The sequence below is a fragment of the Achromobacter xylosoxidans genome (assembly GCF_014490035.1).
Classification (GTDB): domain Bacteria; phylum Pseudomonadota; class Gammaproteobacteria; order Burkholderiales; family Burkholderiaceae_B; genus Achromobacter; species Achromobacter bronchisepticus_A.
In genome coordinates this window covers 5,606,721-5,630,945 of sequence record NZ_CP061008.1, presented here as the reverse complement: position 1 = coordinate 5,630,945, position 24,225 = coordinate 5,606,721, and the positions used below count along the sequence as shown (strand labels likewise).

The window sequence follows — 24,225 nt, the reverse complement described above, 5'->3', positions numbered from 1 at the left end:
GGTAAAAGGAGAAAGCATGTCTAAGGGTGAGGGACTCAAGGGTGGGCTGCAATCGCGCCACATGACGATGATTTCCATTGCGGGGGTCATCGGCGCAGCCTTGTTTGTGGGGTCGGGCAAGCAGATCGCGCTGGCCGGACCAGCGGTGATCCTGGCCTATCTGGGCGGCGGGATCCTGGTGTTTCTGGTCATGCGCATGCTGGGCGAGATGGCCGTGGCCCAGCCCGATACCGGTTCTTTTTCGACCTACGCGGATCGCGCTATCGGGCGCTGGGCGGGTTTCACCATCGGTTGGCTGTACTGGTACTTCTGGGCGCTGCTGATGGGTTGGGAAGCCTATGTCGCGGGACAGATTCTGCATGGCTGGTTCCCCGTGGCGCCCAATTGGGTCTACGCACTGCTCCTGACGCTAGGGTTGATAGGCGTCAACTTCATGAACGTCAGGAACTACGGGGAATTCGAGTTTTGGTTCGGCCTGATCAAAGTGGTGGCCATCGTCCTGTTCCTGGTGGTCGGCACGCTGGCGGTTGTGCACCTGTGGCCCTTCGGCGATGCCGGCGGCATGTCCAATCTCACCGATCGGGGATTCATGCCCAATGGGCCCGGCGCCGTGGTCACCGCATTGCTGGGCATCATGTTCGCCATGATGGGCGCGGAAGTCGTCACGGTGGCGGCGGGTGAGACCTCCGAGCCCGGCGGCCAAATCGTGAAAGCCATCCGATCGGTGGTCTGGCGGATCTGCCTGTTCTATGTAGGGTCCATCTTTCTGGTGGTTTGCCTGGTGCCCTATGACACCCCCGCCCTGGTCGACCCGACGCGCGGCAGCTACAACGTGGTGCTGGACGCGATGGGCATTCCGTACGCGCAACTGATCGTCAACGCCATCGTGCTGACCTCGGTCTGCAGCTGCTTCAACTCGGCGCTGTATGTCTCGTCGCGCATGCTCTATTCGCTGGCCCGCCGCGGCGACGCGCATCGCATCATGGCTGTCACTGGCGCTTCCTCGGGCGCGCCGTACGTGGGCGTGGTCATATCCAGCGTGTTCGCATTCGTTGCCGTCTACATGATGGCGACGTCCTCGATGGACCTGTACGACGTCCTCATGCAAACCACGGGCTGCGTGGCGCTGTTTGTCTACCTGACCGTCGCATGCTGCCAACTGCGAATGCGGCAACGCCTGCAGGCTCAGGGAGTCGAGCTGAAGTTCAAGATGTGGTTGTTTCCCTGGCTGACGTGGGCGGTCATCCTGTTCATCTGCGCAGCCTTGCTGACGATGGTGCTGGAGGGAACGTATCGCCAGGAGGTGGCGTACACCTCCGCGCTGGGCGCTGTAATCGTCCTGATGGGCGTGGCGGCGCAGCGCTTCGGCATTGGCGGGCCGAAGGCCCAGGAGCCCGCGGCGCGGAGGATTCCAGGACAAGGCTTGAACGGCCTGAGCGAGGCCGCGGCGCTCAAGCCTTGACGCGGCATGAATGGCCGCAGGCTTGCGGCTATTCCGGCAGCAGGCCGTGGTACTTCTTGCCCAGCGCCACGGTGGCCTGGAACATGCCGGCCTTGCTGCCGCAGTCGTAGCGCACGCCTTCATAGCGGTGCGCATACACGGCGCGCTCGCGCATCAGCGAGGCGATGCCGTCGGTCAGCTGGATCTCGTTGCCGGCGCCCATCTTGGTCGAGCGCAGGTGGTCGAAGATCGCGGCTTCCAGCACGTAGCGGCCCACCACGGCGAGCGTCGACGGCGCGGCTTCAGGGTCGGGCTTTTCGACGATATGGGTGACGCGTTCCGTGCGGCCGTTGGCGCTGGCATCCCCCTGGCGGGTGGCCACGATGCCGTACTTGCGGGTGTCCACGCGCGGCACGTCCTGCACGCCGAGCACGCTGGCGTTCTGCGCCACGGCCACTTCGATCAGCTGCTTCAGCGCGGGCTGTTCGGCGTCGATCAGGTCGTCGGCGAGCAGCACGGCAAAGGGTTCGTCGCCCACGGCAGGCGCGGCCGACAGCACCGCATGGCCCAGTCCCAGCGGGGCCGACTGGCGGATATAGAGGCAATTCACATGCGCGGGTAGAATGCCCCGCACCATGGCCAGAAGCTCGTGCTTGCCCTTGCTTTCCAGGTCCGATTCGAGTTCCGGCGCGGAGTCGAAGTGGTCTTCGATGGCGCGCTTGTTGCGCCCCGTCACGAAGATGAGGTCGGTGATCCCGGCGGCCACGGCTTCTTCCACGGCGTATTGGATCAGCGGCTTGTCGACCACGGGCAGCATTTCCTTGGGCATTGCCTTGGTGGCGGGCAGGAAGCGCGTACCCATGCCGGCGACAGGGAAAACAGCTTTACGGACAGGACGCATTGAGACCTCGTTGGGGCTATCGATGAAACATTTTAAGCGCATCGCTATCATAGGCTTATGAACCGCAGGAAAATGCCATCCATTTGCTCGATTGCGAAACGGGGTGCAATCGTCGGGCTGTCCGTGGCCCTGGCCGTGCCCGCCATCCCCATCGCCGCCTGGGCGCAGCCCGTAGGCCTGCCCTCGATGGGCGCGGCCTCCGCCGCTGAACTGTCCCCCGCGCTGGAACGCAGCCTGGGCGAAGCCATCATGGCCCAGGGGCGGCGTGACCCGACCTATGTAGACGATTCCGAACTCAGCCAGTATCTCACCACCATGGGGCGCAAGCTGGCGGCCTTCGCGCCCGGCGCGGTCCCCGAGGTCGAGATGTTCGGCGTGCGCGACCCCGAAATCAACGCCTTCGCCATGCCCGGCGGCTTCATCGGCGTCAATACCGGGCTGATCGTGGCTTCCGCCAGCGAATCCGAGCTGGCGGCGGTGCTGGCCCACGAAATCGGCCACGTCGTGCAGCGCCACATCGCCCGTGGCATGACCCAGCAGAACCAGAACAGCATGGTGATGCTGGCCAGCCTGGCGGGGGCGCTGCTGGCGGCCCTGGCCGGGGGCGGCGGCAACCTGGCGATGGGCGTGGCGGCATTCGGCCAGGCTGCGGCCATCAACCGCCAGCTGGGCTTTTCGCGCGACGCGGAACGCGAAGCCGACCGGGCAGGGCTGCAGATGCTGACCAAGGCGGGCTACGACGCCGAAGGCATGGCCCAGATGTTCGGGCGCCTGATGAACGCGTCGCGCCTGAACGAAGGCGCGGGCGGCGGCTCCTGGGCCAGCACCCACCCGCTGTCCATCGAGCGTATGTCGGACGTGCAGAATCGGGTGCGCAACCAGTCTCCCGTGGCGCGCCACGTGGATAGCGACGACTTCTGGTACATACGCGCCAAGATGCGCGTGGTGCAGGGCCGCGACGCGGTCAGCCTGCGTACCGCCGGCCAGCAATTGCAGGACGAGGCCCAGGCGCTGTCGGGCGTGCGCAAGTCGGCCGCCTACTACGGCCTGGCGCTGCAGGCGTTCCAGCGCAACAACCTGGCCGATGCCGAGCGCAACTGGAGCCTGGCGTCGGCGGACGGCCGCAGTTCGGCCCAGCTGGCCAAGCTCAGCGTGGATATCGCCCTGGCCCGCAAGGAGTACCCCAGGGCGCTGGAGCTGGCCCAGGCCGGCACCAAGCGCTGGCCCGGGCATCGGGCCCTGGGCATTGCCTATGCCCAGGCGTTGCAAAGCGTCGGCCGCCACACGGACGCGCAGGAGTACCTGCGGGCCAAGATCAAGCAATGGGGCAGCGACGAACCCAGCCTCTACCAGATGCTGGCGCAGAGCGAAGACCGCAATGGCAAGCCGGTGGCTGCGCGCCGCGACCAGGCGCGCTACTACGTCATGACTGGCGCATACGCCGCCGCGGAGTCGCAGCTGCAGCAGGCGCGCAACATGTCCACCGACTTCTACGAGCAGTCGCAGATCGACGTGCAGATCAAGGAAGTGAAGGACAAGCTGGCCGAAGAGCGCCAGTTGCTGGAACGCTTCAAGTCGGGTTGAACGCCGGGCAGGGCGCCGCTGCGACCTACTGGCCAGTTTCGAAGAAGCGTCCCAGCCGCTGCGGCAGCCAGTTCAGGTGGGCGGGGAAGCTGCCGGTCGGAAAACCGGCATGTCCCCCATCCGTGGGCTGATGCAGCAGGACGGTGGACGAGCATTCCTCGGGCGTCGGCAGCGAGGCTGCCGGCACGAAGGGATCGTTGCGGGCATTGAGCACCAGTGTCGGCACGGATATCTTCGGCAGCCAGGGCTTGCTGGACGCCCGCGTCCAGTAATCCAGCGCATTGCGAAAACCGTGCATGGGCGCGGTGTAGGTGTCGTCGAACTCGCGCAGATCATGCGCATGGGCGATGCGCATGACGTCCACGGCGCCGGGATAGCGGTGCGCCTTCTCCAGCACCTTGTGCTTGAGCGTCTTCAGGAAGTGGGCGGTGTAGACCCTGCGGTTGAACACGCCGGTGGACAGCGTCTTGCCGCAGGCCACCAGGTCCAGCGGCACGGACACGCCCGCGCAGGCCGTCAGCCAGCCGGTGTCCTCCTGGTGTTCGCCCAGGTACTTGAGCAGGGCGTTGCCCCCCAGCGATACGCCGACCGCATGCCAGCGCGCATGTGGAATGCGCTGGCGCACGGTATTCAGCATGAAGCCGACCTCGGCCGAATCGCCCGAGTAGTAGGCGCGCGCCAGGCGGTTGGGCACGCCCGAACAGCCGCGGAAATGCGCGATCACCACGATCCAGCCGCGCGCACGGAAGTGATGCGCGATGGACTGCGCATAGCGGCTGTTGCTGCCGCCTTCCAGGCCGTGGAACAGGATCAGGGCCGGCGTATCGGGCGTATGCGGCAGGGACTTCCAGTCCGCATCCGTCATCCACCGGGCCGCGGCGGTCTTGCCATTGGCGACCGGACGCTGACCGCTGACGGGCGCGCCGTCGGCGGACTTGTGCGGGAACAGGCCCGGACCGGTCCAATCGAAGTCGACGAAATCGGTGTCGGGCGTGTCTACCCGTTCGCGCACGAATGCGATGCGGTGATACTGCGCGAACAGGGCGGCGTAAACCGTCTGGCTGTCGCCTCCGGGCAACCAGGAGGGGACGGGGCAGGGCGTTGTATCAAGACGAGCAGCGGCCAACTAAAAATCCACCCGATTCAGTGCAGCATGTCGGGTACGTCGTGCAAGTCGAGCACCCCGGCTTCCGTGGGCGCCGGCGAGGCATGGTGCATGACCATGCGCCAGCCGGTGGGCCCCTTGTGGTAGATGTTGGTGGCGTAGCAATTGGCGAATTGCGTGCCTTCCCGCGTTTGCACCGCCACCTGTTCCACCAGCACGTGCACCGCGCACATCATGCTGAGCATGACCAGCGGACGCAACGGACGCACATGCAGGGGGCCGTTGGCCAGCACCTGCTGCCAGGAATCGTGCACCGCCGAGTGGCCGACGATGCGCAGGCCCCCCGGATGGATGCAGACGACTTCCTCGTCGTCTGCCCACACTTGCATCAGGCGTACGACGTCCGCCTGGTCGAGGGCTTCGTAGAACGCGTGCTCTGCTTCTTCGGGCGTGGCGAACATGGCGGCGGAAACGGGTGGACGTTGTAGAGCGGGTGACTCAGTGCCCGTGGCCGTGCAATACGGTGCCGGGCTTCAAGCGGTACTCGGCGCCACAGTAGGCGCAGCTGGCGGAGCCGGTGCGGGCCACGTCCAGGAACACGCGCGGATGCATGCTCCAGAGCGGCGCCTTGGGGCCCGGACAGAACACGGGCAGGTCGTCGGCGCCGACCTCGATGACTTCGTGGGGGTGGGGGACGGCGGCCGGAGCAGCAGCGGTCATGGATATTCCTGAAAAAAAACCGGTAATCGGCAGGTTGGGGCAATGATGCGGCCAGGTCAGGGACCGGACCGCGCGGATCAGACTTTACTCAGCCAGTGATGGTACTTCGGGTTGCGGCCATTCACCACGTCAAAAAATGCTTTCTGCAGCCTCTCCGTGATCGGGCCGCGCTGGCCGGAGCCGATCTGGCGGTTGTCCACTTCGCGGATGGGCGTCACTTCGGCGGCCGTGCCGGTGAAGAACGCCTCGTCGGCGATGTAGACGTCGTCGCGCGTCAGGCGCTTGGTCACTACGCGCAGGCCCAGGTCGGCGGCCAGCGCATGGATGGTGGAGCGGGTAATGCCAGTCAGGGCGGAGGCGATCTCAGGCTCGCAGAGCACGCCGTCCTTGATGATGAAGAGGTTTTCGCCGGAACCCTCGGCCACGAAGCCTTCCGTGTCCAGCAGCAGGGCTTCGTCGTAGCCGTCCTGCAGGGCCTCGGTATTGGCCAGGATCGAATTGGCGTAGGTAGTTGCCACCTTGGCGCGCGGCATCGTGACGTTCACGTGCTGCCGCGCGAATGACGACACTTTGACGCGGATGCCCGCGGACAGCGCCTCTTCGCCCAGATAGGCGCCCCAGGGCCAGGCCGCGATGGCCACGTGCACCCGGGCACCCTTGGGCGAGACGCCCATTTTTTCGGGGCCGTAGAACACCAGCGGGCGCAGGTAGCCGGCTTCCAGCTGGTTCTCGCGCACGACCGTCCGCTGCGCCTCGTTGATCGTGTCGCGATCGAAGGGCATGGGGATTTGGTAGATGTGCGCCGAATTGAAGAGGCGGTTGGTATGGTCTTCGAGGCGGAAGATGGCTGTGCCGATCTCGGAGCGGTAGGCGCGCACGCCTTCGAATACCGACAGGCCGTAATGCAGGGAGTGCGTCAGGACGTGCGTGGTCGCGTCTCGCCACGGTACGAGCTTGCCGTCATACCAGATGAAGCCGTCGCGGTCTGCCATCGACATGGTCTACTCCCAAGCGCCCAAGAATCCCGAGGTCCATATTGTATCAAGCGGCGAGGTTACAATACGCGCCTATTCGCGCCCCGGCGCGGCGCCGCCAGGCCCGCGCGTACTGATCCCGGCGGGCGAACGGGTTGTCGTGCGTTCCTTTTCCTTAGAGTTTCCATGTCGTCCTGTCCGAATCGCCAGGGGCCAGCCGTTGTCCTCTGAATCCGCGCTTCCTGAATCCGAAGACCCCGTCGCGGTCCGCCAGGAGCGTATCGCTGCATTCCGGGCTGGCGTGCACGCCATCGTGCCCGCCCTGATCGCCACCGCCACTTGGGGGCTGGTCACCGGCGTGGCCATGGTCAAGTCGGGCTTGACCGAGACCATGGCGCTGGCCATGACCCTGCTGCTTTACGCGGGTTCCGCCCAGCTGACCTCCCTGCCGCTCATCGCCACCGGCGCGCCGCTCTGGCTGATCTTCGCCGCCGGTTGCGTGGTGAACCTGCGTTTCCTCATTTTCGGCGCGGCGCTGCATCCCTATTTCCGCCACCTGTCCTGGCCCAAGCGCCTCGGGTTGGGGTATTTCACGACCGACATGGGCTTCGTGCTGTTCATGCCGCGCTTTGGCGATGCGGCCGTGCGCGGCACCCGCGAGCAGCTCTGGTTCTTCCTGGGCGCCATCGCGCCCGGCTGGTTCGTCTGGCAGACCTCGTCCATTGTCGGCATCTACCTGGGCTCCATGGTGCCCACGGACTGGTCGCTGGACTTTGCCGCGGTGCTGGCGCTGCTGGCCATCACGGTGCCGCTGGCCAACACCAAGCCCATGCTGATTTCCATGCTGGCTGCCGGCGTGGTCGCCTGGACCGGGCAGGTCCTGCCGCTGCGCCTGGGCCTGGCCGCCGCCGTGGTGGCGGGCGTGGTCGCCGGCATTTGGGCCGAACGCTACTTCAAGGCCCGCGCATGACCCTCTGGCCCGCCGAGATCTACGTCTATTCCGCCATTCTGCTGTTGGCGCTGTGCAGCGTGCTGACGCGCGCCGGCTTCATGCTGTTCGGCGATTACATCCCCCTGCCGGAAGGCGTGCGCCGCGCCTTGCGCTACGCGCCCGCCGCCGCCCTGACCGCCATCATCGTGCCCGACCTGCTGCCGTGGAAGGCCGGCCTGGGGCCGGTGTTCGACTACAAGCTGGTCGCGGGCGTGCTCGCCATCCTGGTATTCCTGCGCACCCGCAGCGCGGTGCTGGTCATCATCGTCGGCATGCTGGCGCTCTGGGGCCTGCGCTGGCTGGCCGGCTGAAGGTCGTTGCCAAAACGTCCATCCAGTGGACGCTGCTGGTATGCCCGGCGGGCGCTTGCTGACAGCCGGCGGAAGGCCTTTGCAACGCCTTTCAGAAGGCGAGTGGACCGTGTGGTAATGCGGCTGCGCTAAAATCATGTTATCCACAGCAATCCGGGCCTGGTACTGCCCTCATAAGTATCGAATCCAGAATGCGCCGCCTGGCCTGCAACGCAGGATGCGGATTGCGCGTGTTCAGACTGTTCCGATGCATATGTAGTGCAGTGCGCGTAGCACTCTCGTTTTGTTCTTTTTCACTGGTCCCGGTATCTGCCTAACCCTGATGACTGAATCCACTCAATCCGTAGCACCTGCCGCTGACGCACCCGCGCCGACGTTCACCGATTTCGGGCTGCACCCTCTGCTGCTGCAGTCCATCGCCGAAACCGGCTACACCACGCCCACGCCGATCCAGGCCCAGGCCATTCCCGTCGTGGTGGAAGGGCGCGATGTCATGGGCGCCGCGCAGACCGGCACCGGCAAGACGGCCGCCTTCACGCTGCCCATCCTGCACCGCTTGATGCCCTTGGCCAACACCAGCGCATCGCCCGCGCGCCATCCGGTGCGCGCGCTGATCCTGACGCCCACGCGCGAACTGGCCGACCAGGTCTACGAAAGCGTCAAGCGCTACAGCAAGCAGACGCCGCTGCGTTCGGCAGTTGTTTTCGGTGGCGTGGATATCGGTCCGCAGAAGGAAGCCCTGCGCCGCGGTTGCGAAGTGCTGGTGGCCACGCCCGGCCGCCTGCTCGACCACGTCGAGCAAAAGAACGTGAACCTGAGCCAGGTCGGCATCCTGGTGCTGGACGAAGCCGACCGCATGCTGGACATGGGCTTCCTGCCCGACCTGGAGCGCATCATCCGCCTGCTGCCCGCGCAGCGCCAGGGCCTGCTGTTCTCCGCCACGTTCAGCAATGAAATCCGCAAGCTGGGCCGCTCGTACCTGAATCAACCGGTCGAAATCGAAGTCGCGGCGCGCAACGCCACCGCCAACACGATCACCCAGATCGCCTACAAGATGCCCAGCGACGCCAAGCGCGCCGCGGTCGTGCATCTGGTGAAGTCGCGCGGCCTGAACCAGGTCATCGTGTTCTCCAACACCAAGATCGGCACGGCGCGGCTGGCCCGCGACCTGGAGCGCGACGGCGTCAAGGCCGAATCCATCCACGGCGACAAGACCCAGGCCGACCGCATGAAGGCGCTGGAAGCCTTCAAGGCCGGCGAACTGGAAGTGCTGGTGGCCACCGACGTGGCCGCGCGCGGCCTGGACGTGGCCGGCGTGCCTTGCGTCATCAACTACGACCTGCCGTACAACGCCGAAGACTACGTGCACCGTATCGGCCGCACCGGCCGCGCCGGCGCATCGGGCGAGGCCATCGCCTTGTTCACGCCCGACGAAGAGCGTTTCCTGCTCGACATCGAAAAACTCATCAAGCGCGAAGTGCCGCGCGGCACGCTGGATGTTCCGGCCGATCTGGTCGCCCGCAGCCACCGCCGCAGCGACGAGCGCCGCGGTTCGTCGTCGCGTGAAGGCCGTGAAGGCCGCGAGGGTCGTGAAGGCCGTGACAGCCGCGGTGACCGCGGCCGCTCGTCCGACCGTCGTTCCAGCTATTCGTCCGGCGCGCCGCGCCAGCCCGTGGATGATTTCTTCCTGAAGCCCTACGAGCCCTCGGCGCCGTCCGCGCCCGCCGAAGAGCCGGCGCCCAGGAACAATGGCGCATCCTCCGGGCCGAAACGCCAGATCGCCGTCCTGCTGGGCGGCAGCCGCAAGCCCTGAAAGGCGCCGGCATGAAAAAACCCGCAAGCCTGAGGGCTCGCGGGTTTTTTTATGGCTGGAGCGCGTGATGCCTGCTGCGGCTCAGGCCGCCAGCAGGCGCGGCAGGTCCGGCAACGCGGTGGCGACCGCAGGGCTGTTTTCATTCAGGCTTTCGAGCAGGCGTTCCAGGTGGCCGATGTGCGGCAGCATGGGGCCGTAGAACACCACCCGCGATCCGATCTGCACCAGCAGCGTGGGGAAATTCTCCACGTCTTCGTCGCCCAGCAGTTCGGCGTGGTCCTCGATGTCGATCCAGGCGAAGACATGCCGCGGCATGGCCTGGGCCAGCGCTTGCAGCTTGGGCTTGTATTGCTCGCAGGTGTCGCACCAGGCCGCGCAGAAGCAGGCCACCAGCCAGGCGTCGGGCGATGAGCCCAACCGCGCGCGCAGCGTGGCCAGGTCGGTATCGGGTACAAGTAGGGACATGTGGGCAGATGAAGGCGTGTTTGACTATCATACCCGGGATGTCTACCCCCTCATTCTTCCTCCATGACTGCTTTGCGCACTGATTCCGCCACGCCCGACAACGGCCGATTTTCCGCTGCCGGGGCCGGCGCCGTCAGCGTCGGCCAGGCGTTCAAGCGCGCCCTGGTGTCCCAATGCCATCCCTCCATGCTGTTCGCGGTGCTGCTGCCGTTTCTGATCGCGCTGGTGGGGGCCCTGTTGCTGCTATACCTGTTCTGGACGCCGCTCAACGAATGGCTGGCGGCCGAGGCGGCGCGCTGGGACTTCGTCAACCGGGCCGAGGACTGGATGCTGGCGATGGGGCTGTTCTCGCTCAAGGTCTACATGATCCCCGTGATCGCGGTGGCCATTCTGTTGCCGGTATCGGGCATCCTGGGCCTGGCGATTGCCGCCGTGTTCGTGATGCCGCTGGTGCTGAACCACGTCGGCAAGCGTGAATATGTGAGCGTCACGCGGCAAGGCAAGCACGCGACCGCGGTCAGCGTGTGGAACGCGATCTGGGTATCGCTGGCCTTTGCCGCGGGCTGGCTGCTGACGCTGCCGCTGTGGCTGGTGCCGCCCATGGCCATCGCGTTGTCGATCTTCTGGTGGGCGTTCGCGTTTTCGCGCATGATGCGCGTGGACGCCATCGTCGAACACGCCAGCCCCGCCGAGCGCAAGCTCATCCTGGAACGCAACAACGGCGGCTTCTGGACCATAGGCCTGATCTGCTCGCTGTTGAACTTGTTGCCGCCCGCGTGGGTCATCCTGCCGGTGTTCTCGGCCCTGGTCTACGCCCACTACGGTCTGGAAGCGCTCAAGCGCTTGCGCGAGGACCGTGTCATCGACGTCTGAACCGCGTCATCCCTCTCAACTTCTGGAATCGGACATGGCCGCAGAATCCGCCGCCCGCCGCATTGGCCTCATCATCGTAGGGGACGAAATCCTCTCGGGCCGCCGTCAGGACAAGCATTTTTCCAAGGTCGTCGAGCTTCTGGGCGCGCGCGGCATGCAGCTGGGCTGGGCCGAAATCGTGCCCGACGACCGCGACACCCTCATCGCCACCTACAAGCGCAGCTTTGCCACCGGCGACGTGGTGTTTTCCTGTGGCGGCATCGGCGGCACGCCCGACGATCACACGCGCCAGGCCGCCGCAGCCGCGCTGGGCCTGCCGCTGGCGCTGCACCCGGAGGCCGAAGAGGCCATCGCGCTGCGCACGGCCGAGATGGCCGCAAAAGGGCAGGGCACGGCCGACATGAGCGCGCCGGAAAACCAGCAGCGGCTGCAGATGGGCGTGTTTCCGGAAGGCTGCGAGATCGTCCCGAACCCCTACAACCGCATTCCCGGCTTCTACATCAAGGACCACACCTTCGTGCCGGGCTTTCCCGTCATGGCCTGGCCCATGCTGGAATGGACGCTGGACACGCGTTATCGTGCACTGCAGCATGTGCACGCCCACGCGGAGCATTCCTTCCTGGTCTTCAGCATGCCCGAATCGCGCATCACGCCGGCCATGCAGACCGTAGAAACGCGCTGGCCGGGCGTGCGCGCGTTCAGCCTGCCCAGCGTGGGCGAGGCCGGCGGCACCCCCCACATCGACCTGGGCGTGAAGGGCGAACCGGCCGCAGCGGCCGAAGCACTGGAGTATTTGCGGGCCGAGGTGCTGCGTCTGGGCGGCAAGCTGGCGCCCCCGCCAGCAGCATGAAGACAGGGCCGCACCCGAGGTGCGGCCTTTTTTTTGATACAAAAAGCGGTTGCCAAACGCGCCAGTAAATTTCACAATACGGGAAAGAACTGTTTGCTGCGATGCCGCAAGTCCGGTTCCCGAAGGTGGGGCCCTACAGGCGGCGCAGCTGTCCTCGTCCCCCTTTCCATGTCCCGTCTCCCCACTACCCGCAATGCCCTGGACGCCGAGACCGAAGGCGCCTCCCATCCCATCGCCATCCAGGTGATCGAGCGCGCCATGCGCCTGCTCGACGCCCTGGCTGCGCAGCCGGATCCGGTAACGCTGAAAGAACTGTCCGCGACCACCGGCCTGCATGCGTCCACCGCGCATCGCATCCTGAACGACCTGGTCGTGGGCCGCTACGTCGAACGCGTCGACAACGGCCTGTATCAGCTGGGCATGCGCCTGCTGGAGCTGGGTTCGCTGGTCAAGGGGCGCCTGAACGTGCGCGAGGCGGCCATTTCCGCCATGCGTTCGCTGCACAAGCTGACCGGGCAGACCATCAACCTGTCGGTCCAGCAGGGCGACGAGATCGTCTACATCGAGCGCGCCTGGAGCGAACGCTCCGGCATGCAGGTGGTCCGCGCCATCGGCGGTCGCGCGCCTTTGCACCTGACCTCCACCGGCAAGCTGTTCCTGTCCACCGCCGATGCGCGCCAGGTGCGGGCCTACGCGCTGCGCACCGGCCTGGCCGGCCACACGCGCAACAGCCTGACCGACCTGGACCGCCTGGAGCGTGAACTGGCGCTGGTGCGGCGCCATGGTTATGCGCGCGACAACGAAGAACTGGAACTCGGCGTGCGCTGCATCGCCGCGGGCATTTTCGACGACACCGGCAAGCTGGTCGCCGGCCTGTCCATTTCGGCCCCCGCCGAACGCCTGCAGGACGACTGGATCAAGGCGCTGGTCGATACCGCCGCCAGCATCTCGGAAGCGCTGGGCTACGAGCCCTCCGTTTCGACCGGCTTCAACGGCCTGGGCATGGCCGCGGAAGCTCTGCGCCCGTAATCCCGCGCAGGCCCGCAAAAAAAGAAAAGCCCCAAAAGGGGCTTTTCCTTTGCATGCGCCGCAAGGGCGCATGGTTTGGGTTACTGCTGTTCGACGCCAGCCTTCTTGAACAGTTCGCCCCACTGCGGGACTTGCTGCTTGACCTTGGCTTCCAGGGCTTGCGGGTTCGCTTCGGCCGTCAGCACCGTCGCGCCCAGCTGCTTCATGCGTTCCTGGAACTTGGGATCGGCCAGGCCGGCCTGCAGGCTCTTGACCAGCTTGTCCACGACGGGCTTGGGCGTGCCCTTCGGCACCCACATGCCATGCCAGATGCCCACTTCGAAGCCCTTGTAGCCGGATTCGTCCATGGTCGGCAGGTTCGGCAGCGTGGGGACGCGCTTCAGGCTGGTGACGGCGTAGGCCTTCACCTTGCCGCTGTCGATCTGCTGGGTGGTGTTGGTGGTCTGGTCGCAGAGCAGGTCCACCTGCTTGCCCAGCAGGTCGTTCATGGCGGGCGCGGTGCCCTTGTAGGGGATGGTCAGCAGCTGTACGCCCAGGGCCTCGACCAGCATGGTGCCGCACAGATGGCTGGCGGCGCCGATGCCGGCGTTGGCCAGGGACACCTTGTCCTTGTTCTGTTTGACGTACTCGGCCAGTTCCTTGATGTTGTTGGGCGGGAAGTCCGAACGCGCGATGATGGTCATCGGCACGTCGACCACCAGGCCGATGGGTTCGAAGCTCTTGTAGGGGTCGTACCCCGGATTCTTGTACAGCGAGGGCGCCGTCGAGAAGCCGGCGTGCATCAGCAGGACGGAGTAGCCGTCAGGCTGGGCGCGCGCCACCTGGGTCGTGCCGATGGTGCCACCGGCGCCGCCCTTGTTCTCGACCACGACCGTCTGGCCCAGACTCGGCCGCATGGCTTCCGCGAGCGAACGCGCGACGTTGTCCGTCGGGCCGCCGGCGGCGAACGGCACCACCATGTTGATGGGGCGATCCGGGTATTCGGCTTGGGCGGCGCCGGCTGCGAGCATGGCGCTGGCCGCGAGCAAGGCCGAAAGCGTGCGGGGGATGAGGGTCATGGAGTCTCCAATTGCAGGGTTTTGCTTGCTGCGATTTCGTTGTTGCGCGCTGACTTATGGGTTTATTTGTCTGTCATCAGCGTGAAAGCAGTTTAGAAAACAATTGATACGACGTCACTTCGGGTATTTCCCGAATCCTGGGAAACCTTTGTGCTGGATCAAACCCGGGACAAAGCATGCACCGTCAAAGTGCAATTCTTTGTTGCGTCGCACAAAAACTCCTTGACAAGGATTTTTCCCGGCCTAGAATGTCAATTGTGCAGTGCATCAAACGGGCCGGCGGTAGCTTGTAGTACCAGTTTCCGCGCACGTTTCTATAGTTCGTCGCAGACAACCATTCCTTACTTGCCGGACAGCCTCCGGCTACCCATGGAGCATCCTATGAGCGCTATCCCGCAACAAGTCCTGGACCGTCAAAAGGCCAGCATCAACACCATCGTGGCCGCCCAGTCGGCCGTGTTCGCCGGCTTCGAAAAGCTGGTCGAACTGAACCTGAAGGTCGTTCGCGCCACCCTGGACGAAGTCGCCCAGAAGTCGCAGCAAGCCGCTGAAGTCAAGGATCCGCAGGAAGCCGCCGCTTTCGCCTCGGGCCTGCTGCAGCCGGGCGCTGAAAAGGCCATGGCTTACACCAAGCATGTGTACGACATCGTTGCCGGCGTGCAGACCAGCCTGGTCAAGCTGACCGAAGACCAGATCGCCGAAGGCCAGCAGCAGCTGAGCGAAGCTGTCGACCAGTTCTCCAAGAACGCCCCGACCGGCTCCGAAAGCGCCGTTGCCCTGATCAAGTCCTCGCTGGCCACCGCGACCAGCGCCTACGATTCGATGACCAAAGCCGCCAAGCAGGCCGCCGAAGTCGCCGAGTCGAACCTGAATGCCGCCGCCAACGCGACCTTCAAGGCTGCCACGGATGCCGCCGACGCCGCCACCAAGGTTGCCAGCCGCAGCCGCCGCAGCGCCTAAGTTTTTGGCGCGCAGGGCTGCGCAAACCGCAGTTATGTAGTACTGTTGAGTGACAGAGCAGAGCTGGAATTAGGGCCACCCACCGGGTGGCCCCTTTTTTTGCCTGCTTTTTTCGCTGCGGCCGGCGGATGCCGGCCGTGCTTGCCTAGCGCGCCACGGCGCGCACGCACTCGCCCACCAGCGCCGGGCCGCGGTAGATCAGGCCGGTGTAGAGCTGCACGGCGTCGGCGCCCGCGTCCATCTTTTCGCGGGCCTGGCGGCCCGACATCACGCCGCCCACGCCGATGATGGCCAGGCTGCCGCCCAGCTTCTCCTTCAGGCGGCGGATGACCGCCAGCGACAATTCATGCACCGGGGCGCCCGACAGGCCGCCTGCTTCCTCGGCATGCGGCTGGCCGGTGACGGCGTCGCGCGAAAGCGTGGTGTTGGTGGCGATGACGCCGTCGATGCCATGGCGCGGCAGCGTCTCCGCGATGGCATCGATCTGCTCGTGCGTCAGGTCCGGGGCGATCTTCACCGCCATGGGTACGCGCCGCTGGTGCTTGTCTTCCAGCATGCGGCGCTTATCCGCCAGTTGCGCCAGCAGGGCCGACAGCTCGTCGCCGCCTTGCAGTGCGCGCAGGTTCTTGGTGTTGGGCGAGGAAATATTCACCGTCACGTAGTCGGCATGCGGATATACGCCTTCCAGCCCGATCAGGTAGTCGTCCGCGGCGCGCTCGATGGGCGTGTCCGCATTCTTGCCGATATTCAGCCCCAGGATGCCGCCTTGCTTGCGCCAGGTGCTGCGCTGCACATTGGCCAGGAACGCTTCCAGGCCCTGGTTGTTGAAGCCCAGCCGGTTGATCAGCGCATTGGCGCGCGGCAGCCGGAACATGCGCGGCTTGGGGTTGCCCGGCTGCGCGCGCGGGGTGACCGTGCCCACCTCGATGAAGCCGAATCCCAGGTTGCCCAGCGCGTCGATATAGGCGCCGTTCTTGTCCAGGCCCGCGGCCAGCCCGATCGGGTTGGCCAGCTGCAAGCCCATCAGCGTGCTCGGCGCCTTTGGCTGCGCGTGCATGAGCTTGCGCGTGGCGCCGCATTCATAGGCGCGCTGCAGGCCCGACAAGGTGACTTCGTGGGCGGTTTCCGCGTCCATGGCGAACAGCGCCGGGCGGGCCAGGGGGTAGGCGTGGAAGAGGATAGACATGGGGCGGAATTGTAGAGCGAATTTTGCCGGCCCTGCGCCGCCCCAGGCGCTCCAAAGGAGGGCGGATCAGGCGGGCGGCAACGCGGGCTGCTCGCCCCACACGCCGTCGACCAGGAACTGGGCCGGGTGGAAGCTGGATTTGTACGACATCTTGCGGCTGTCGGCGATCCAGTAGCCCAGGTACAGCCAGGGCAGGTTCAGCGTCCGGCATTGTTCGATCTGCCACAGGATGCTGTAGGTGCCCAGGCTGCCGGCAATGTCGGGATCGTAGAAGGTGTAGACGGACGAGAGGCCGTCGTCCAGCACGTCGATGATGGACACCATGACCAGCTCGCCCGTCTCGTCGCGGAACTCGACCAGGCGGGTGTTGACGCGGCTGGTAAGCAGGAATTGCGCATACTGCGTGCGGCTGTCCTCATCCATGCCGCCGCCCGGATGGCGGCCCTGCTGATAGCGCGTGTAGAGCCGATAGTGCTCGGGCGACCAGGCCAGCTCGGCCACGAACGACTGCAGACCCTGGTGGTCGCGCCAGGCGCGGCGCTGGCTGCGATTGGGCGCGAAGCCCGCCGTATCCACCCGCACCGGAATACAGGCGTGGCAGTTGTCGCAATGGGGCCGGTAGGTGAACAGCCCGCTGCGCCGAAAGCCCTGCTCCACCAGTTGCGAATACGTGCCTGCGTTGATCAGATGACCGGGCGCGGCGACCTGCGACCGTGCCTGGCGACCCGGCAGATAGCTGCAAGGGTACGGAGCGGTGGCGTAGAACTGCAGGGTGGAGAAGGGGAGTTCTTTGAGCTGGCTCATCGGAGGTCCCGCAATGCGGCGGCAGGCCCGCAAGGGGAGTAGCTACATATTAACGCCGAACCCCGGGCCCGATGCTGTGTCGGGATGCAAGCGGCCGGCGCTGTCCAGCGTGCCCCGGGCCCACGCGACGGCGGGCTGTGCAGTGGCAGTGCGCACATGCTGCAGGAAGGCGGCGCGCGGGATAGGGCGCGCGCCCAGGCTGGCCAGGTGGCGCGTCTGCTGCTGGCAGTCGATGCGTTGCACGCCTTGCGCGGTCAGGTAGCGCACCAGATAGGCCAGCGCAATCTTCGATGCGTTGGGCGCGCGGGTGAACATGGATTCGCCGAAGAACATGCGGCCCAGGCTGATGCCGTAGAGGCCGCCGGCCAGTTCGCCGTCGATCCAGGTTTCGATGCTGTGCACGTAGCCGGCCTCATGCCAGGCGCGATAGGCCTGCTGCATGGCGGCGGTGATCCAGGTGCCGGGCTGACCGTCGCGCGGCGCGGCGCACTGCGCCATCACCTCCGCGAAAGCGGTATCCACGCGCACCTGCACGCGCGGCGCCGCGGACTGCTCCTGGCTGGCGATCTGCCGCAGCAGCTTGCGCAGCGAATGCGAGGGAGCAAAGTCCTTCACGGCCAGCACCATGCGCGGATCGGGGCTCCACCACAGAATGGGCTCGCCCTCGGAGTACCACGGGAATATGCCGTTGGAATAGGCCTCGATCAGCCTGGGCGTGGACAGGTCCGCGCCCGCCGCAAGCAGGCCGTCGGGATCCGCAAGCGCAAACTCCGCGGGCGGAAAAGGGGTGTCGACGGCGAGCCAGGGGAGTTTCAACGGTGCGATTCTAGGGTGTAGTGGTGGGGGGGATACACGCCCAGCTTGCGGTCTTCGAAGTAGTGCCGCAGCGTCGTGGCCACGGTGCGGAACGCCAGGTCGTCCCAGGGGATCTCGGACTCGTCGAAAAAACGGGCCTCGAGGCTTTCGGGACCGGGGTCCAGCGCGTCCGACAGCGAGTCCGCCAGGTAGAACACGTGCACCTGGTCGATCTGCGGCAGGTCGATGATGGTGTAGAGCTCGCCCAGCTTGATGCGCGCGCCGGATTCCTCCAGCGTTTCGCGGGCGGCGCCCTGCGCCGTGCTTTCGCCCAGCTCCATGAAGCCGGCGGGCAGGGTCCAGGTGTTGTAGCGCGGCTCGATCGCGCGCCGGCACAGCAGGACGCGGTTGTTCCAGACCGGCACCGTGCCGACCACCAGCCTTGGGTTCTGGTAGTGGATCGCGCCGCAGTGATCGCAGATGTCGCGTTCGCGGTTGTCGCCTTCGGGAACCCGGCGGCTGATGGGCGAGCCGCATTGGCTGCAGAAATGCGAACGGCGCGGCGCGGGGAAGTATTCGAGGGGCGATTTTGCGGTCATGGGTACGATTCTAACGGCTGCGGCGGGGGCTGGCGCGCCGGCCCGGAACGGCCGGGGAGGGGGCGCCGAAGCGGCCCTCCAGATGCTCCACGAAGGATCGTACCTTGGGCGACAGGAAGCGCCGGTGCGGGTAGACGGCGTACATGGAGATCGGGGTATGGGCGTAATCGGCCAGCAGCGCGACCAGACGGCCGGTACGGATGTCGTCGCCCACCAGGAAATCGGGCTGCAGGATGATGCCGTGCCCGGCCAGCGCGGCTGTCCGCAGCACGTCGCCGTTGTTGGCCCGCAGGGCAGCGTTCACGCGCACCAGATGGGTCACGCCGTCTTTCTCGAAATGCCATTCGTTGCCGGTGCTGGCATAGGCGTAATGCAGGCAGCGATGCTGCTTCAGTTCTTCCGGAGTCTGCGGCGTGCCGTGGCGCTGCAGGTAGTCGGGGGCGGCGCAGACCCGCAACTGTTGCGGCGCCAGCGGCCGCGCGACCAGCGAGGAATCCTGCAGCGGACCGATGCGCACCGCCACGTCGTAGCCGTCCTCCACCAGGTCCACCAGACGGTCGTTCAGGTCCAGGTCGATGATCACGTCGGGGTAGCGCTGCAGGTACTCGGCAATGGCGGGTCCCAGGTGCAGGATGCCGAACGACACCGGCGCGCTCACCCGCAGCCGGCCGCTGGGCCGCTGGCCCTCGGCCTGCAGCGACAGCTCCAGGTCCGCCACCTCGGCCAGGATGGGCCGCACGCGTTCGTAGAAGGCGCGTCCGGCGTCTGTCATGCTCAGCTTGCGCGTGGTGCGGTTCAGGAGACGCACGCCGTACTTCTGCTCCAGATAGGCGATCTGGCGCGTGACCACGGAGCGGGCCTGGCCCATCTTGTCGGCCGCGGCCGCGAATGAGCCCAATTCCACGACCTTGGCATAGGTCTGCATGGCGATGTGCGTGTCCAAGATTGTTTCCTATCGGGGAACAATAATTTGCAATTCTGCATGTTTATCTTTGTTTTTGGAATCGCAAGAATAACGCTCATCAAGAATCTTCCCATCCTGGGCGATTCCCCTACCGCTCTAGGAGAGTGCAATGGTTGATACCCGTACCGCGCCCTATGCCGCGCTGCTGCTGCGCGTGGCGCTCGGCGTCATGTTCCTGGCCCATGGCCTGACCAAGCTGCTGGTGTTCACGCTGCCCGGCACCGCGCAGTTCTTCGCCAAGATCGGCGTGCCTGCTTGGCTGGCGTATCCGGTGACGTTCTTCGAGATCATCGCCGGCATCATGCTGATTCTGGGTGTTCTGCCGCGCTGGGTGGCCATCATCTCCGTGGTGCAATTGTTCGTGGCTGCGACCGTGCATTTCGGCAACGGTTGGGGTTTCAGCAACCCCGGGGGCGGCTGGGAATACCCGATCTTCCTGAGCGTGGCGGCCGCTGTGTTGCTGCTGCTGGGCGATGGCAAGTTTGCGCTGGTCAAAAGCTGGCGCGGCTGATCGCTGCGCGCACCAGTCTGTCTACCGCCACGGACGTGGCCGACAGGACGGCCGGCCCATAGAATGGCCCGGCCGTTTTCCATTTCCGGAGTATCCATGTCCTTCCCGAAGTCATACCTCAAGCGCGCCGCTGCGGCGGCCATGCTGGCCCTGGCCCTGTCTCCCGCCGTCCATGCTTCCGCTGAGCAGGAAGCCGCCAACAAGGCGGCCGTGCTGGCCTTCTACGAGAAGGGCCTGAACCAGAAGGACGCGGATGCGGCGTTGAAGTACGTCGGCGACCGCTATGTGCAGCACAACCCGAATGCCGCGGACGGGCCCGAAGGCTTCCGCAAATTCATCGCTTTCCTGCGCGACAAGTTTCCGCAGTCGCGCAGCGAGATCAAGCGTGTCTTCACCGATGGGGACTATGTGATCCTGCACGTGCACGCGGTGCGCCAGCTCGGCGACCGCGGCAGCGCCATCATCGACATCTTCCGTCTGGAGCAGGGCAAGATCGTGGAGCACTGGGACGCGGTGCAGCCCATTCCCGAGCAGTCCGCCAATCCCAACGGCATGTTCTGAGCGTGCCGTTCAGGCGCGGGGATTCGCTTCGAAGCCCAATTCCCGCGCCACATCCTTTTGCGCGATCAACGCCAGCGGCGCGGCCGCATAGATTCCGGGCAGGACGGCGTGGATTGCGCTGCCGGCCGCAAGGTCTGCCAGCGCGTCCAGCAGCGGCGCGCCGTCCGCCGTGGCCATCTTCTCCAGGAGCGGCTGCAGATCGCGGTCCAGCACGATGCCGGCGCCCAGAGGCGTCATTGCATACAACTGTCCTGCGTCGTCCAGTTTCCAGCCATCGACCGAATCGATCGCCACGTTCGTGTGCGTGAGCAGTCGGCGGTTGTCGTCGCTCAGCCGCAGCACATAGGGCGCGGCGTCCAAGCGCAGGAACACGCGCTGCGGGCCATTCTGGAAGAACCAGCGGCCCGCGTCATCGTGTTCATAGTTGCGGTTGATGAATTCCAGGATCTGGGTATTGGTGATGGATTCACCCGGGCCGCCCTTTGCCGCAAGGCCCTGCGGATGCAGGCGCCAGCGGCCGCGCGCGTCCAGCGACAGCCAGCCGTATACCGCCGGCACGTCGGGCCAGCGGGCTAGCGCGTCCTTCACCGATTGATCCATGTTCAGGGGCGGATGATGATGGGAGGCGGGTTGATGACAATGGCGGGCGCCGGCATCACTGCCACCGGCTGCGGCACCTGCACATAGCCGTGGCGGTAGTCATCCCGGCATTTGCGCTTTTCCTGGTAGTCGCCATTGCGTTTCCATTTGCGCTCGACCTTACAGGCGCCGTCCCAATATTGTTCCTTGTACTCGCGGCCGTGGCGATGGCGGTGCTTGTCCGAGTCGGCCTGCGCGGCAAGCGGGGCCAGCGTGAGCAACGCCGCCGTGGACAGCGTCAGCAGCGCGGAGGAGGGACGGGCTCGAGAGTTCGGAATGGTACGCATGGTATCCATCATCAGTTGCAAACGGCGTCACCATAGCAATCATTTGATTGACGGCGCGTAGGGATGCGTAACGAGATGCTGGGGAAAGCCGCCATCGTACCTGAGCGGCCGATGGACGAAGCGGGGCGGTCGCGGCGTACGTCTTTGACGACGGAGGAATGAACGGCATCATTTTGTTTTACGAGAGGCAAGAAGCAGCGTAAAACTTGAACATTCATTTCCACCCGACGAGTCCCGCACATGAAGATTGCGATCCTGGACGACTGGTTCGATACCCTGCGCCGCCTGCCCTGCTACGCGCTGCTGCGCGATCACGAGGTCACCGTCTGGACGGATCACGCGGAAGATGCCGATGTGCTCGCGCAGCGCCTGGCCGATACGGAAGCGCTGGTCCTGATCCGCGAACGCACCACGATACGGCGCGAACTGATAGAGAAGTTGCCCAAGCTGCGCCTGATCAGCCAGCGCAGCGTCTATCCGCATATCGACGTCCCCGCATGCAGCGAGCACGGCGTCCTGGTCTGTTCCGACCTGCACGCCGATACGCCTTCCTATGCCGCCGCCGAGCTGACCTGGGCGCTGGTGCTGGCCGCCATGCGGCAGCTGCCGCAACAGGTCGAGTCCATGCGCCAAGGCCATTGGCAATGCGGCGTGGGTCACACTGTCCGCGGCAAGACCATGGGCATCTTCGGCTATGGCCGCATCGGCCGGGTGGTTGCCGGCTACGCGCGGGCGTTCGGCATGCGCGTGCTGGTCTGGGCCCGCCCCGAGTCGCTGCAGCGCGCGCGCGAGGAAGGCTACGAAGTCGCAAGCTCCCGGCAGGAGTTCTTCGCCTCCTGTGACGTGCTGTCGCTGCACATGCGCCTGGTTCCCGCCACCAAGGGTATCGTCACCGCCGCGGATCTCGCGGCCATGAAAGAGGGATCGCTGTTCGTCAACACCAGCCGCGCCGGACTGGTGGAACCCGGCGCCCTGGTGCAGGCGTTGCGCGCCGGCCGTCCGGCCATGGCGGCGCTGGACGTATTCGAACAGGAGCCCCTGACCGACACGGCGAATCCGCTGCTGCAGATGCCCAACGTCTTGTGCACGCCCCATATCGGGTATGTGACCTATGAGGAATGGGATCTGCAATTCAAGGACGTGTTCAACCAGATCCTTGCCTATGCGGCGGGCAAGCCCGTGAACATGGTGAATCCGCAGGCGGTGTCGCCATGAACGCATCGCTGGAACGCTTGGCCAGGCAGCTCGATCTGGATGATGCGGGCAATGAACGGCTGCGCCTGGCTTTCGGCCGCGCCTGTGCGCAACGGGTCGAGCATCTGCTCGAAGAGCAGGAGGCCGTGGATTGCCTGGCGAGCCTAGGCCGTTATCTGGACGGCGCGATCGGCCGTGACCCGCTGCAGCAGGCTGCCGCCGAGGCTGCGCGCCTGGCGAACCGGCATCAGGGATCGAAATCCCTGGACGGCTGCGGCCATGCCGCGGTGTCCGCGACCTATGCGGTCGCCAGCGCCCTTGCCGGCAAGGCGTTGCGCGCAGCCGAATACGCGGCCTACGCCGCGGTCTACGGTCAGGGCGGCTACGGCGCCGTGTCGGATCCTGAATCGTTCGAAGCGGAGTTCGCCTGGCAGACGGGATGCCTGGAGTCCTTGGCTGCAGTCAAGGCTGACTAGCCCGTGTTGGGGCAATCGCGCGGCGGCTCGTCGTCCGCAGCCCGTCATTGCTGATCCGGAAAAACAAAAAACCCGCAGAGTTTCATCTGCGGGTTTCAGGAAATCGCTGGAGGCGCAAGCCGGAATCGAACCGACGTACACGGATTTGCAATCCGCTGCATAACCACTCTGCCATTGCGCCAGCACTTGCAAGAAAAAAGGAAGCGCGGTGTTGGCCGTTGCTTCCTTTTTGTATTTGGAGCGGGAGACGAGTCTCGAACTCGCGACCTCAACCTTGGCAAGGTTGCGCTCTACCAACTGAGCTACTCCCGCGGGGGCACTGCGTTTTGGTGTAATTTCTGACTTGGTTTTCAGAAAGGCCGTGTCCACCAAAGACAGCGATTATACACAGAATTTCGGGCTTGTGTAGCCTGGCGGGGCGGGGATGTGAAAAATCCCCGCTCGCCGAGCCAAACAGTGTCCTCAGGGCGTATCGCTCGATGCCGGCGTTGTGACGGCCGCGGCTTCGGGGGCGGCTTCAGGCGCGGGGGCGTCAGCCGGGGCGTCAGCGGATGCGGCAGCCGGCGCGTCGGCCTTTTTCGCCGGACGAGCCTTGCCGGCCGGCCGGCGCGAAGCCTGGCGGCGCGCGTAGGCGGCTTGCTCCGCCGTCACCGTGCCCGCGGGCTGGCCTTGCAGGTCGACGCGGGTGGCGTCGGCGACCATGCTGCTCCAGTAGCGGCTGCCCTTGCACCAGGTGGCGATGGCTTGCTTGAGCTGTTCTTCCGTCATGCCCAGCTTTTCCAGATGCTGGGCCGCGTCGGCCAGGATGCCCTGCTTGAGCGGCAGCTTCGGCGCGGGATTCTTGGGGAAGGCCTGCGGGAAGTGCTTCTGCAGGCGCCAGATGGCCTCGACCACGGGGTCGACGGGCTCGCGCTTTTGCTGCGGGCGGGCGGCAGCCTTCGCTTGACCAGACTCGCGCTTTTGCTGCGGCCGCGCCGTAGCCTTGGCCTGATCAGGCTCCCGCTTCTTTGTCCGGCCTGCCGCCTTCGGTTGGACCGGCACCGCCTTTTGAGCCTGTGCCCGTAGCTGCTCGCGCAGGTCGGCAAGTTTTTCAAAACCCATTGTTATTTCCAACACCTCAGATTTGTTCAGGCT

General features: G+C 65.5%; 28 protein-coding genes and 2 tRNA genes. 13 read left to right on the top strand and 17 right to left on the bottom strand.

The features are described 5' to 3' along the window. Positions 1–16: 16 nt before the first annotated feature. Entirely contained in the window at positions 17–1,462 is a 1,446-nt protein-coding gene (locus tag IAG39_RS26145; protein WP_118932894.1) for an amino acid permease, read from the top strand. Positions 1,463–1,490: 28 nt separating this feature from the next. Here IAG39_RS26145 and galU read toward each other — a convergent pair whose 3' ends face one another. Beyond that, on the bottom strand, positions 1,491–2,342 hold the full coding sequence (galU, locus tag IAG39_RS26140; RefSeq protein ID WP_118932893.1) for a UTP--glucose-1-phosphate uridylyltransferase GalU: 852 nt from the start codon (positions 2,340–2,342) through the stop codon (positions 1,491–1,493). Positions 2,343–2,399: 57 nt separating this feature from the next. On the opposite strand from galU, the gene IAG39_RS26135 reads away from it, so the two are divergent. Then, complete coding sequence (locus IAG39_RS26135) at positions 2,400–3,926, top strand: M48 family metalloprotease (RefSeq protein WP_059371639.1); 1,527 nt, start codon at positions 2,400–2,402, stop codon at positions 3,924–3,926. A 25-nt stretch (positions 3,927–3,951) separates the two neighbouring features. Here IAG39_RS26135 and IAG39_RS26130 read toward each other — a convergent pair whose 3' ends face one another. From IAG39_RS26130 to IAG39_RS26115, 4 genes are all read right to left on the bottom strand, one after another. After that, positions 3,952–5,052, bottom strand: a complete 1,101-nt coding sequence (locus IAG39_RS26130; protein WP_118932892.1) for a YheT family hydrolase — start codon at positions 5,050–5,052, stop codon at positions 3,952–3,954. Positions 5,053–5,069: 17 nt separating this feature from the next. Beyond that, the gene (locus IAG39_RS26125; protein ID WP_054449940.1) at positions 5,070–5,492 is read right to left on the bottom strand and encodes a YybH family protein; all 423 of its coding nucleotides are present in this window, start codon (positions 5,490–5,492) and stop codon (positions 5,070–5,072) included. Positions 5,493–5,529: 37 nt separating this feature from the next. After that, positions 5,530–5,751 (bottom strand): zinc-finger domain-containing protein, encoded by a 222-nt coding sequence (locus IAG39_RS26120; protein ID WP_059371641.1) that lies wholly within the window; start codon positions 5,749–5,751, stop codon positions 5,530–5,532. A 77-nt stretch (positions 5,752–5,828) separates the two neighbouring features. Then, on the bottom strand, positions 5,829–6,749 hold the full coding sequence (locus IAG39_RS26115; protein WP_059371642.1) for a branched-chain amino acid transaminase: 921 nt from the start codon (positions 6,747–6,749) through the stop codon (positions 5,829–5,831). Positions 6,750–6,945: 196 nt separating this feature from the next. Here IAG39_RS26115 and IAG39_RS26110 point away from each other — a divergent pair, with 196 nt between their 5' ends. The 3 genes from IAG39_RS26110 (at position 6,946) to IAG39_RS26100 (ending at position 9,840) form a co-directional block, all read left to right on the top strand. After that, complete coding sequence (locus IAG39_RS26110) at positions 6,946–7,695, top strand: AzlC family ABC transporter permease (RefSeq protein WP_059371643.1); 750 nt, start codon at positions 6,946–6,948, stop codon at positions 7,693–7,695. Next, the gene (locus tag IAG39_RS26105; RefSeq protein WP_054449947.1) at positions 7,692–8,027 is read left to right on the top strand and encodes an AzlD domain-containing protein; all 336 of its coding nucleotides are present in this window, start codon (positions 7,692–7,694) and stop codon (positions 8,025–8,027) included. Before IAG39_RS26110 ends, IAG39_RS26105 begins: the two co-directional genes overlap by 4 nt. Before the next feature lie 322 nt (positions 8,028–8,349). Beyond that, a complete protein-coding gene (locus IAG39_RS26100; protein ID WP_118932890.1) occupies positions 8,350–9,840 on the top strand; it encodes a DEAD/DEAH box helicase in 1,491 nt (496 codons plus the stop codon). Positions 9,841–9,921: 81 nt separating this feature from the next. Here the strand turns inward: IAG39_RS26100 and IAG39_RS26095 are convergent, their stop codons facing one another. Beyond that, positions 9,922–10,305: a thioredoxin family protein gene (locus IAG39_RS26095; RefSeq protein WP_059371644.1), complete on the bottom strand. Its 384-nt coding sequence runs from the start codon at positions 10,303–10,305 to the stop codon at positions 9,922–9,924. A gap of 63 nt (positions 10,306–10,368) precedes the next feature. Here IAG39_RS26095 and IAG39_RS26090 point away from each other — a divergent pair, with 63 nt between their 5' ends. The 3 genes from IAG39_RS26090 (at position 10,369) to IAG39_RS26080 (ending at position 13,057) form a co-directional block, all read left to right on the top strand. Continuing rightward, positions 10,369–11,178 (top strand): EI24 domain-containing protein, encoded by an 810-nt coding sequence (locus IAG39_RS26090; RefSeq protein WP_054449954.1) that lies wholly within the window; start codon positions 10,369–10,371, stop codon positions 11,176–11,178. A gap of 34 nt (positions 11,179–11,212) precedes the next feature. Then, positions 11,213–12,028, top strand: a complete 816-nt coding sequence (locus tag IAG39_RS26085) for a competence/damage-inducible protein A (protein ID WP_059371645.1) — start codon at positions 11,213–11,215, stop codon at positions 12,026–12,028. 168 nt (positions 12,029–12,196) lie between these two features. Then, a complete protein-coding gene (locus IAG39_RS26080) occupies positions 12,197–13,057 on the top strand; it encodes an IclR family transcriptional regulator (protein WP_059371646.1) in 861 nt (286 codons plus the stop codon). 80 nt (positions 13,058–13,137) lie between these two features. Here IAG39_RS26080 and IAG39_RS26075 read toward each other — a convergent pair whose 3' ends face one another. Next, positions 13,138–14,115, bottom strand: a complete 978-nt coding sequence (locus tag IAG39_RS26075) for a tripartite tricarboxylate transporter substrate binding protein BugD (protein ID WP_059371647.1) — start codon at positions 14,113–14,115, stop codon at positions 13,138–13,140. Positions 14,116–14,496: 381 nt separating this feature from the next. Between IAG39_RS26075 and phaP the strand changes: the two genes are divergently transcribed. Continuing rightward, a complete protein-coding gene (gene phaP / locus IAG39_RS26070; protein WP_059371648.1) occupies positions 14,497–15,075 on the top strand; it encodes a TIGR01841 family phasin in 579 nt (192 codons plus the stop codon). Between the two features lie 145 nt (positions 15,076–15,220). Here phaP and IAG39_RS26065 read toward each other — a convergent pair whose 3' ends face one another. The 5 genes from IAG39_RS26065 to IAG39_RS26045 form a co-directional block, all read right to left on the bottom strand. Continuing rightward, positions 15,221–16,261 (bottom strand): quinone-dependent dihydroorotate dehydrogenase, encoded by a 1,041-nt coding sequence (locus IAG39_RS26065; protein ID WP_118932889.1) that lies wholly within the window; start codon positions 16,259–16,261, stop codon positions 15,221–15,223. 66 nt (positions 16,262–16,327) lie between these two features. Then, positions 16,328–17,065 carry an arginyltransferase gene (locus tag IAG39_RS26060; RefSeq protein WP_059371650.1) on the bottom strand — a complete coding sequence of 246 codons (738 nt, stop codon included), beginning with the start codon at positions 17,063–17,065 and terminating at the stop codon, positions 16,328–16,330. A 42-nt stretch (positions 17,066–17,107) separates the two neighbouring features. Further along, the gene (aat, locus tag IAG39_RS26055; RefSeq protein ID WP_059371651.1) at positions 17,108–17,881 is read right to left on the bottom strand and encodes a leucyl/phenylalanyl-tRNA--protein transferase; all 774 of its coding nucleotides are present in this window, start codon (positions 17,879–17,881) and stop codon (positions 17,108–17,110) included. Next, a complete protein-coding gene (locus IAG39_RS26050; RefSeq protein WP_118932888.1) occupies positions 17,878–18,459 on the bottom strand; it encodes an NUDIX hydrolase in 582 nt (193 codons plus the stop codon). The genes aat and IAG39_RS26050 overlap by 4 nt, the downstream gene beginning before the upstream one ends. Positions 18,460–18,469: 10 nt before the next feature. Beyond that, positions 18,470–19,402 (bottom strand): LysR family transcriptional regulator, encoded by a 933-nt coding sequence (locus IAG39_RS26045; RefSeq protein ID WP_059371653.1) that lies wholly within the window; start codon positions 19,400–19,402, stop codon positions 18,470–18,472. A 130-nt stretch (positions 19,403–19,532) separates the two neighbouring features. On the opposite strand from IAG39_RS26045, the gene IAG39_RS26040 reads away from it, so the two are divergent. Further along, on the top strand, positions 19,533–19,934 hold the full coding sequence (locus IAG39_RS26040) for a DoxX family protein (protein ID WP_059371654.1): 402 nt from the start codon (positions 19,533–19,535) through the stop codon (positions 19,932–19,934). A 96-nt stretch (positions 19,935–20,030) separates the two neighbouring features. Next, on the top strand, positions 20,031–20,495 hold the full coding sequence (locus IAG39_RS26035; protein ID WP_118932887.1) for a nuclear transport factor 2 family protein: 465 nt from the start codon (positions 20,031–20,033) through the stop codon (positions 20,493–20,495). A gap of 9 nt (positions 20,496–20,504) precedes the next feature. Here the strand turns inward: IAG39_RS26035 and IAG39_RS26030 are convergent, their stop codons facing one another. Together IAG39_RS26030 and IAG39_RS26025 are read right to left on the bottom strand one after the other, a co-directional pair. Continuing rightward, positions 20,505–21,095, bottom strand: coding sequence for a DUF2946 family protein (locus IAG39_RS26030; protein WP_118932886.1), 591 nt, complete (start codon positions 21,093–21,095; stop codon positions 20,505–20,507). Between the two features lie 2 nt (positions 21,096–21,097). Then, entirely contained in the window at positions 21,098–21,421 is a 324-nt protein-coding gene (locus IAG39_RS26025; protein ID WP_054451291.1) for a hypothetical protein, read from the bottom strand. 240 nt (positions 21,422–21,661) lie between these two features. On the opposite strand from IAG39_RS26025, the gene IAG39_RS26020 reads away from it, so the two are divergent. Together IAG39_RS26020 and IAG39_RS26015 are read left to right on the top strand one after the other, a co-directional pair. Next, complete coding sequence (locus IAG39_RS26020) at positions 21,662–22,636, top strand: D-2-hydroxyacid dehydrogenase family protein (RefSeq protein WP_059371657.1); 975 nt, start codon at positions 21,662–21,664, stop codon at positions 22,634–22,636. Beyond that, entirely contained in the window at positions 22,633–23,091 is a 459-nt protein-coding gene (locus IAG39_RS26015) for a hypothetical protein (RefSeq protein WP_059371658.1), read from the top strand. The genes IAG39_RS26020 and IAG39_RS26015 overlap by 4 nt, the downstream gene beginning before the upstream one ends. 107 nt (positions 23,092–23,198) lie before the next feature. On the opposite strand, the gene IAG39_RS26010 is transcribed toward IAG39_RS26015, so the two are convergent. The 3 genes from IAG39_RS26010 to IAG39_RS26000 form a co-directional block, all read right to left on the bottom strand. Next, a tRNA-Cys gene (locus IAG39_RS26010) sits at positions 23,199–23,272 on the bottom strand. 55 nt (positions 23,273–23,327) lie between these two features. Next, positions 23,328–23,403: transfer RNA gene (locus IAG39_RS26005), tRNA-Gly, on the bottom strand. Positions 23,404–23,553: 150 nt separating this feature from the next. Then, positions 23,554–24,192 (bottom strand): ProQ/FinO family protein, encoded by a 639-nt coding sequence (locus IAG39_RS26000; protein WP_118932885.1) that lies wholly within the window; start codon positions 24,190–24,192, stop codon positions 23,554–23,556. Positions 24,193–24,225 lie beyond the last annotated feature (33 nt).

Bases quoted from the DNA above. Each gene is read 5' to 3' on its own strand.
- IAG39_RS26145 (WP_118932894.1), top strand. From the start codon at position 17: ATGTCTAAGGGTGAGGGACTCAAGGGTGGGCTGCAATCGCGCCACATG.
- galU (WP_118932893.1), bottom strand. From the start codon at position 2,342: ATGCGTCCTGTCCGTAAAGCTGTTTTCCCTGTCGCCGGCATGGGTACG.
- IAG39_RS26135 (WP_059371639.1), top strand. From the start codon at position 2,400: ATGAACCGCAGGAAAATGCCATCCATTTGCTCGATTGCGAAACGGGGT.
- IAG39_RS26125 (WP_054449940.1), bottom strand. From the start codon at position 5,492: ATGTTCGCCACGCCCGAAGAAGCAGAGCACGCGTTCTACGAAGCCCTC.
- IAG39_RS26120 (WP_059371641.1), bottom strand. From the start codon at position 5,751: ATGACCGCTGCTGCTCCGGCCGCCGTCCCCCACCCCCACGAAGTCATC.
- IAG39_RS26115 (WP_059371642.1), bottom strand. From the start codon at position 6,749: ATGTCGATGGCAGACCGCGACGGCTTCATCTGGTATGACGGCAAGCTC.
- IAG39_RS26105 (WP_054449947.1), top strand. From the start codon at position 7,692: ATGACCCTCTGGCCCGCCGAGATCTACGTCTATTCCGCCATTCTGCTG.
- IAG39_RS26100 (WP_118932890.1), top strand. From the start codon at position 8,350: ATGACTGAATCCACTCAATCCGTAGCACCTGCCGCTGACGCACCCGCG.
- IAG39_RS26095 (WP_059371644.1), bottom strand. From the start codon at position 10,305: ATGTCCCTACTTGTACCCGATACCGACCTGGCCACGCTGCGCGCGCGG.
- IAG39_RS26090 (WP_054449954.1), top strand. From the start codon at position 10,369: ATGACTGCTTTGCGCACTGATTCCGCCACGCCCGACAACGGCCGATTT.
- IAG39_RS26085 (WP_059371645.1), top strand. From the start codon at position 11,213: ATGGCCGCAGAATCCGCCGCCCGCCGCATTGGCCTCATCATCGTAGGG.
- IAG39_RS26080 (WP_059371646.1), top strand. From the start codon at position 12,197: ATGTCCCGTCTCCCCACTACCCGCAATGCCCTGGACGCCGAGACCGAA.
- IAG39_RS26075 (WP_059371647.1), bottom strand. From the start codon at position 14,115: ATGACCCTCATCCCCCGCACGCTTTCGGCCTTGCTCGCGGCCAGCGCC.
- phaP (WP_059371648.1), top strand. From the start codon at position 14,497: ATGAGCGCTATCCCGCAACAAGTCCTGGACCGTCAAAAGGCCAGCATC.
- IAG39_RS26065 (WP_118932889.1), bottom strand. From the start codon at position 16,261: ATGTCTATCCTCTTCCACGCCTACCCCCTGGCCCGCCCGGCGCTGTTC.
- IAG39_RS26060 (WP_059371650.1), bottom strand. From the start codon at position 17,065: ATGAGCCAGCTCAAAGAACTCCCCTTCTCCACCCTGCAGTTCTACGCC.
- IAG39_RS26050 (WP_118932888.1), bottom strand. From the start codon at position 18,459: ATGACCGCAAAATCGCCCCTCGAATACTTCCCCGCGCCGCGCCGTTCG.
- IAG39_RS26040 (WP_059371654.1), top strand. From the start codon at position 19,533: ATGGTTGATACCCGTACCGCGCCCTATGCCGCGCTGCTGCTGCGCGTG.
- IAG39_RS26035 (WP_118932887.1), top strand. From the start codon at position 20,031: ATGTCCTTCCCGAAGTCATACCTCAAGCGCGCCGCTGCGGCGGCCATG.
- IAG39_RS26030 (WP_118932886.1), bottom strand. From the start codon at position 21,095: ATGGATCAATCGGTGAAGGACGCGCTAGCCCGCTGGCCCGACGTGCCG.
- IAG39_RS26025 (WP_054451291.1), bottom strand. From the start codon at position 21,421: ATGCGTACCATTCCGAACTCTCGAGCCCGTCCCTCCTCCGCGCTGCTG.
- IAG39_RS26020 (WP_059371657.1), top strand. From the start codon at position 21,662: ATGAAGATTGCGATCCTGGACGACTGGTTCGATACCCTGCGCCGCCTG.
- IAG39_RS26015 (WP_059371658.1), top strand. From the start codon at position 22,633: ATGAACGCATCGCTGGAACGCTTGGCCAGGCAGCTCGATCTGGATGAT.
- IAG39_RS26000 (WP_118932885.1), bottom strand. From the start codon at position 24,192: ATGGGTTTTGAAAAACTTGCCGACCTGCGCGAGCAGCTACGGGCACAG.